We start from the raw sequence: 7625 nt of genomic DNA on the forward strand, positions 1-7625 counted from the left end.
CCGTGTAATTACTCAACCCGCCTTGAACACGGAAATCCTGACACCCCCTTGGAATCTGAATCTCAACCCGCCTCACACACGAAATTCCGGATATCTCCAAATTCAGCAGCCAAAGCCATTTTCAGCTGACCTATGACCGCGCTATCCCCGGCGCCATCGCCAATTACACACCGATGTGGTAGCAAGTGTCTGCGCTTCATCTGTCGAGGCTCTCTGCAAAAACCTGCGCCAGAATCTGCGCTGCCGTTTGATCCGAGATCGACCGATACGAACGCAACAGTGAGTTGAGCGCGACGCGGCTATTCAACGCGCTCCGCGCATTGTTATAGCGTGTTCGTCATGCATGTCGCCGACGTCGGGCAGAGAGAAGCAAATTGCGAACTGGCCAGCAGTTGTCTAAGTCCGACCGGATGTCGGTATCGAAGAAATCAGCACGGCCCCACATGACGTCCTGTGGCCGTCGAAGGTAACTGCTCGTCCGTCAATCTGAACGCGCTCATCACCTTCAAGAATTTCGCATTCGCCGAGCCCCGCCTGACAAGTACAGCGATCGCCGACCCGAGCAACTGAACGCCCCATCACTACGGACAGCTCGCTACCAGTCTTGACCTGACAGCCTCGGTCTGTCGAGTCGCCTACTCGAATCACGCCCCGCATTGGCTCTCCTCCAAAGTTATTCAAGATCGAACGCCGCCACCACTACATCCGGTCACGTCGCGACTACTGAAACGGATTCGCCCCGTTGTTCTTCTGAGCCCATGCCGCTTTACTCGTCGCGTCCGGCGGGCTAACCATGACGATGCTCGCTGTACCATTGGGGCGTCGGTTCACGGTCGCACTCGCCCCACCATCCTGATAGCCTGCAATCAGCCCCAAGCCGATTTGCACAAGGGGCGAACTCACACCAGTGTTACCAATGCGAGCACCGATATCGTAACCATCCTTGACGTCGCTCAGGCTCGGGGTCGTCCCGCCTACTTGCGCGAGCGCCTGATTCAGCGGGACCGCCCACAGCCGATCGCCAGTCGTATCGTAAAACACGCGTTTCGGCTGCTTCCCGTCTGGCAACGTTGCGACGGCCTGCTCCCAACCCGCTTTCAGCGCTGCTGCCTGAGCCGCAGCCTTGAGCGGTTGCCCGTGATCGTCGGTCAGCTTTACGTCTACCGGACGATGGAGATAGCCGAGCAAGGGCGCATCATCAAATTGCTTGACCTGCCACGTCGTCCAGCGCACTGGAATGTACGGCGTCGGCGTGAACCGACCCGGCCCTTTGTTGTCGATGGTTTTCCAGAACTCAGGTAGTTGCGCCTGCCACCACGTTGACGACATGACGCCAATTGCTCCTGGATACTGGACGCCGACCTGCTTTTCCTGTTCGATGAAGTGAGCAGTGAAACTGTCCGGACCTCGATCGTCGTTCCGCTCCCAGAAGAAATTCCACAGCTTGATAATGTCGTATTCCGTATTGTTCCGGTTGATCCGCGGTGTCTGTTCGACGGCGTACGGGCGAATGAGTTTGTCGACTCGGTCGGAACGGGAAACGAGGATGGCACCCATACTATCCGGAAGCTCGGGGATGATGTGTCCCGCGAGTGACGGACGACCGCTACCCGGCGCAACAAGAAGGGAGCGCAACATCGATCCGTCTTGACTGACTACCAACGTCGCCGGAACATCCGGATGAGCGTCGAAAAATGCGAACAGCTTCTCGATCATCCCCGCACCGTCAGCAGTGTTGGCATCTTCCTGCCACAAGAATAATGTGACACCGAGACTTGCCTTCTGACGAAGGTCAGCAATCTCCGCAGCAGCTCTGCCATCATTTTTCTTGTCTTTGGGCGGCCCCCAAATGATCACTGGTACCGGCCAGTATTCCACGGCGTGACGAGCAGCAAGTTCGAAGCTCGTGCCGATAACAACACCAAAATTGGTCATTCTTTCGTCGTCGCTCGCCGGATAATCTTCCGGATTCTGCGACATATATGTCATATGGTTATCGTTTTTGTCCTCAATTTTTTTCCATATTTCCGCGTTGGTTTCCCATCCCGTCACAACGCCCAATCCGCGCACCTCGAGCACGTATTTCTGCCCGGTCTGCGACAGCATTTTGGGCGAGCCGTTGAAGCCATGTGCTACAGCTGCCTCACTTCCTTGATTGCCCGGCATCTGACGATCTGACGCAACGGTAGCCTGCACCGGGGACCGATGCAGCCATGCAACGCTCACGCCATACGCTAAAGCAACCGTCGCCAAGGCCACCAGCACGCCATTTCGAATACTACTTCCCATATACGGCATCTCCTGCCCGGTCATTTGCCAATAACTGTAGTGTCGCGCCATCACCAGGATGACCCACGTAATCGCCACCACCACGAACGCAGTAGCGTACGGCCAAATTCGCGGTCTCGCGATCATCGCGGCATCCCCTGGAATATTTCCCCGAGCGTCTTATTCCCGTACATCATCTGGGCCTTCTGCGCCTCCTGCTTGTAGTACTCCGCCTGAGCCTGTTCCTGCGCAGCGGCGGCCGATGGCGTCAACTCACTGGTTACCAGTGGTGGCATGGTCGCCGATACGTACTCGTCCGGGAAGGTGCCGGAGAGATAATAATTGGAACAGGCGAGAATGAATTCTTGCGTCTTCGGCGGGAGCCGACCGAAATTTGCATTGCCTTTGATCTTGTTAACCGCAGCGCGGTCCATCTTCCAGTCTGCCATCAGGATCAGCAATTCACGCCAAACCGGGTCATCGAGCGTCACGGCCTGACCAATCGCGACATCCATCGCGGTCACCCACCGATGATTCTCGGTGCTATGCAGCACGCCCGAATGGTAATTATTGGGTTCTCGAGCGTCCGGTTCCTGCTGCATATACAGACGAGCCTCATTCGGGGTTTGCTCTCGTTGAATAAGATACTGGGGCGGAACGATCGGGAGCAATACGTTCTTGATGATCGAGGTCGCAGATGTGTTCGGGACCACCCGCCAGTTCTGCGATTGGTCGTCGATTGCTTTGCCCTGATTGAAGGCTGCTTTATAAGACTCAGTGCTGGTGAACGGATTACGTGTCGTATCGACGTCGATCCATTTGAACGACGCATATTGATTGCCCAACGCCACGTTTTTCGTCACGTCGTCAGGCGTCATCATCCCTGCCACGTCTGCATGACCGGGACGCTGCCCGCCCTTTTTGATTTCGCCTCCATACAGATCGGGCTCGCATGGCGGCTTGAGTTCTTCGCCATTGATGAATCGAATATCGTTGCGCTTAAATGACGATTGAAGCGCGATATTCTTGATCACGTCCGTATCGGGTCCGGGTGACAATCGCTGGAACTGCTCGCGTACGGGTACCCTCGCCGGAGCGGTTCCAACCAAAACCTTCTTGTATTTACCATCGAAATTGTGATCTCGCTCCAGCCGCGTCCACATCCGCTGAAAGAAGCGCTTGGACGCAAGGGCCGTCATGGCAGGCATGGTCTTGCCATGCTTGGCGGCAGCTCCGTCAGCGGGCACTTCGTCGGGTACACCAAACGTCCCGATTCCGTGCACTTTCTTGAGGCCAACCACGGTATCTTCAGGGCAAAAGTACAGATACACTTTGCCGCGATTGTCGCGCTCGTCGAATGTAATCCAGTTCTTGCCGGTCCTGTCCAGCCGCTTTCCGCAGGTCTTGCTCCAGTTCGCGCCCGTACGGCCAGCCGACCGCTCCGCAGTGATCAGCAGGTCGGCCAGATCCGGAACGGTATGTGGTTCGCTCGTAACCACATTCACGATATCGATCAGGGTTTTGAGCTTCCCGTGGCCTGTCTGGTTACCATCGTCTTCAGTTGCATAGAGACTGTAGGGCGTATCCACCATGATGATACAGTCGACACAACGCTGCCCCTCCTGTTTCAGTATCGCTTGTGCCAGTAGAGTAATGATAGTTCCCTGACTGTGACCCATCACCGTAATGGTTTCGTGCTGTGGGTCTATGCCGTGTGCCAGAGCTAGAGCTTTTGGCTGGATGGTACGAATCGTCTTGATGAGATTCGCCAGTCGCGTTGCCGCCAGTACGAAATAGCGACGGTCGGGCGCTTTTCCTGCATACACGCTGTTTCCACCCAATGCGTTGTGCATCACACGACGCGTTTTCCAGTCCGGCTCGAAACCTCTACCGTACATCTGCGGGATGTTATTGGTTGCGTTGGCAAAGAATCCGCCGGCCTTGGCAAAGTGCGCATCGAGCCGATTACCGTTGACATCCTGATACTGGCCGCGCGTCATGAGATTGCCGCGATCATCTGCCACACGGCTTTCGATGATGCCGGGGTTATTCAACTTGGCGATGTCCCGGTTGTCGACACGCAACCCCCAATAGAACGGGATAAAAAAACTCTTCGTGGTATCGGGAATTTCGGCGCGCCGATATAAGTACATATCAGGATCTTTCAGAATTCGGGTATCGTTTATCGATCTATCATTCTTGGGCTTCTTTGCCGCGGCCCGATATGCACTCCCGTAACTCCCTGCCTTCAAATCAGCCCGCGACAAGCGCTCGTTGAGCCCTTGACACAAGCCCTGTTCGACAACGGAATACACGGCACCCGGATCGTTCACCCCGTGAATAAAGATCACGATGCCCGGCAGATCACCCGGCAGCTGCACGTTGCGGGCATCGGGTCGATCCGAAATCGTGACGCCAGCGCCCTGCGCATGCACACGATAGTCGTTGTTGGTCTCGACCACAGAATTCTCCCCTGTCGTTTCAGAGCGACGGCTTCAAGATATCGATTTTGGCGATGCGCATCACGTCGTCCTTCACCAGATCCGTCAGCCCACTGGCATCCGACTTCCCTTCGATGATCCGACCGTCGTTGAGCGCGATGCGATACTGCTGGTTAGCCGCCAGCGCCGGCGTTCCCGGCGTATGCCCAGGAAAGTGCAAACGGAACTGCTGGTCGGTCGGCTGATTAGTGAAGGATGTTTTCGAAGCCTGTTCCGTCGACGGCCCGCCCCACTGGTGCGACGCCGACAGCAACTTGATGTCGCCGTTCGTGCCGAGCGTCACGCCACCGCCGATCTTGATATAGCTACCGTCTTCGGCAACGAACCGGATCGTCGGTGCGGTGACAAGCACCTCGTTCTCATTCGTCGCGATCTTGACGCCCTTCTGAGCATTCGCCGTTAGGGTATCGGCCTGCGCCTGCAGCAACATCGGCCCCTCACCCGCCACGGCTTGCACACCGGTGCCGCGCGCGAATAACTGCATTCCCTGTCCGGCAGTCGCATTAAAACGCTGACCGCTCATCAACTGAAGATGCTGCTGCGCGACCTGATCAATGTTCTCGCCCGCGTACGTCACGTGTGTCTTCGGCGTCACATTTACTGAACCGGCCTGCGCACCGAACGCCATCAACGCCTGCGAACCGCCTGCGGCACTACCCGATTCCGATGCACCGCTGCCCGCCGTCCAGCCCTTGAACGCCTGCGCGATGGCTGTCTGCCCTGCCGCATCCGCAGCCTGCCCGCCATGCTGCCCTGCGTAGTCGCCGAGCGACTTGAAGAGTTCAGTGCACTCGCCGAGCAACTGCAGCAGTTCGTCGCGATCGAGTTGCCCGCCGCTCGCCTGCGAGCGCGCATAGGTCGTGAGCAAAATGCCCTGCGCGGCCCGCAGCGCCGCGGCCGCATCCGTGCGCAGTTCCGCGCCTTCGCCGCGATCCTGCCCGGCGCCGTTGTTGCGCGGCTGGGTCAGGTAACCCAAATTCAACTGCGAATGCGCGTGCTCACTCGCGAGTTGGGCACTTATTTGCTGCGGCGTATCGTCGAGCCGGAGCTGGTTATATTTCCGGCCCTTAATTTCTTGCGTCTTGATTCCGGACACGAAACGGTTGCCCGGCAGCGCGCCTGTATGACTGAACGTCGCAGGCGTGTTCACTCCGTTTCCGAGCACACACAGGATCACCAAACGGTCAGGATCGCCAGCGATACAGCCCAGCAAGACCTCCATGCCGGCGCGCGGCAGGAACGATACGCCGAAGCCCGCCCCGGCCAAGCTGGACGCGACTCGAATCGGGGCACTGTCGCCGACATTGCCGTTGGTGCCTGCGCCCTGCGCATGCGAGTGATCGCCCGAATCGAGCCCCGGTATCTGTACGTAGACCCGGCCGAGTTCGTCGCACACGACTTCCTCATCGTCGCGCGTCACAATCACGCCCGTGAGCAGATGGACAGGCGGCAGGTCGATCTTCGGATCGTACGCGGGTGTAAGCGGAACCCCGCGCCGCACGCAAGTGAACGCGTTCTCGTAGCGGGTGTCTGACTCTGCGTGAAACGCCGCTGGCAATGCGGGTGCGGCCAGCGTCAAGTTGCGGCTCGCGGCGAATAACGCGTGAGCTCGCTCCGTCAAGCCCTTCGGCAGATTGTTCCAAACCTCGTGATGAACGGATGTGATCACGAACTGCCGTTTCTCGGCCGGCTGCATGTCGAGATCGACATCGCCGGCAAGCGTAAACCAGTGACCGACCGGCATATCCCGCACACTGCTCACGCCGTCGTAGCGCTCGGCGTCGAATTGATGCGCGAGCATCCGGTCGCGCGTAATGCGGTCGTGATCGTCCCAGGAATCGCCGACATGCGGAATGTCAATCGCCACGTCGGTCAGCAAGTTCGCAAGGTCGTTGCCGGCTTCGCCTTGGTCAATACTCCCGGTCGCTGCCGAATCGTGGATACGGCCCTGCTTGTAGTCCCACGATGGCCGCCTCGCCTGCCCTGAAATCAATTGCTGGTGCAGCGCAAACAGCGTAATGGTGTCGCGCTGCTCGGTCGCGGCGTCGCGCGGATGCAGACGCACCGTACCCGCCGGGGACTCAGGCAATTGCAGCGGGTTGTCGCAGAAGACCAGCGTATGGACGGGCGTCTCGTCATGAATATTGCGCGTCGGCTTCGCGGGACCGGTTTTCGCAAATACGTTGATACCCTCGCGGCGCAACAGCCGGCGCACGAATTTCGCGTCGGACTCATTGACCTGCCGGGTCAGCTCGCGCGCCGGATAGCGGCTCCGATCGAGGCCAGACAGGTCGAACCCAAACGCCGCCGCGAGCGCCGGGCTGCGACGCCGCCATTCGGTCAACAGGACCGCCAGCACGTCGACGACACTCGTCTTGCGAAACACCCGGGAATTGATGCGCTTGTCCATTAGCGACAGCGCGTCGCACACCGTGAGTTGGTATACGCACAGCTCGCCGTCGCTCTGGCCGATCTGCACGTCCTTTACGATCGCGTTGATGAAGCGAAGCTGGCCGCGATCGGTGACGAGCCGCAGAGAGACCGGCACCCCGAGGAACAGCCGAGGCGACAGATCGTGACGTGTCGACACACAGGTCAAGTGGCCATGGATGCCAGTCATCAGCGCTTCGCTAATGCTCGCGTGCTGGAGGGCCAGGAGCGGCCCCAAGGTACTTTGCAGCCGACCGAAATTCAGCGCGACTGGTCGGTTATTCCAATCGACGGCCCCCGCCGCGAAACTGCGTATTGTTTCATTTAATGACACAGCGGCCCTCTCTATTTTTCTCAGGTACCTATTGGATCTAGTAGGGAAACGCTGATTTATTCGGCTCGGCGGTCATCGCAGACGTAGCCGAG

The 7625-nt window shown here is 58.3% G+C and carries 4 protein-coding genes; all 4 read right to left on the reverse strand.

Annotated elements, in window-relative coordinates:
• Positions 1-396: 396 nt before the first annotated feature.
• On the reverse strand, positions 397-657 hold the full coding sequence (locus ACSHSS_RS29220; RefSeq protein ID WP_081073307.1) for a PAAR domain-containing protein: 261 nt from the start codon (positions 655-657) through the stop codon (positions 397-399).
• A 63-nt stretch (positions 658-720) separates the two neighbouring features.
• The gene (locus tag ACSHSS_RS29225; RefSeq protein ID WP_217261745.1) at positions 721-2415 is read right to left on the reverse strand and encodes a type VI lipase adapter Tla3 domain-containing protein; all 1695 of its coding nucleotides are present in this window, start codon (positions 2413-2415) and stop codon (positions 721-723) included.
• Positions 2412-4730: a DUF3274 domain-containing protein gene (locus ACSHSS_RS29230; protein ID WP_445545899.1), complete on the reverse strand. Its 2319-nt coding sequence runs from the start codon at positions 4728-4730 to the stop codon at positions 2412-2414. Before ACSHSS_RS29230 ends, ACSHSS_RS29225 begins: the two co-directional genes overlap by 4 nt.
• 19 nt (positions 4731-4749) lie before the next feature.
• Positions 4750-7533, reverse strand: coding sequence for a type VI secretion system Vgr family protein (locus ACSHSS_RS29235; protein WP_445545900.1), 2784 nt, complete (start codon positions 7531-7533; stop codon positions 4750-4752).
• Positions 7534-7625 lie beyond the last annotated feature (92 nt).

Source organism: Burkholderia sp. BC1, from assembly GCF_052683555.1.

Coding starts and splice junctions, on each gene's coding strand:
- ACSHSS_RS29225 (WP_217261745.1), bottom strand. CDS start 2,415: ATGATCGCGAGACCGCGAATTTGGCCGTACGCTACTGCGTTCGTGGTG.
- ACSHSS_RS29220 (WP_081073307.1), bottom strand. CDS start 657: ATGCGGGGCGTGATTCGAGTAGGCGACTCGACAGACCGAGGCTGTCAG.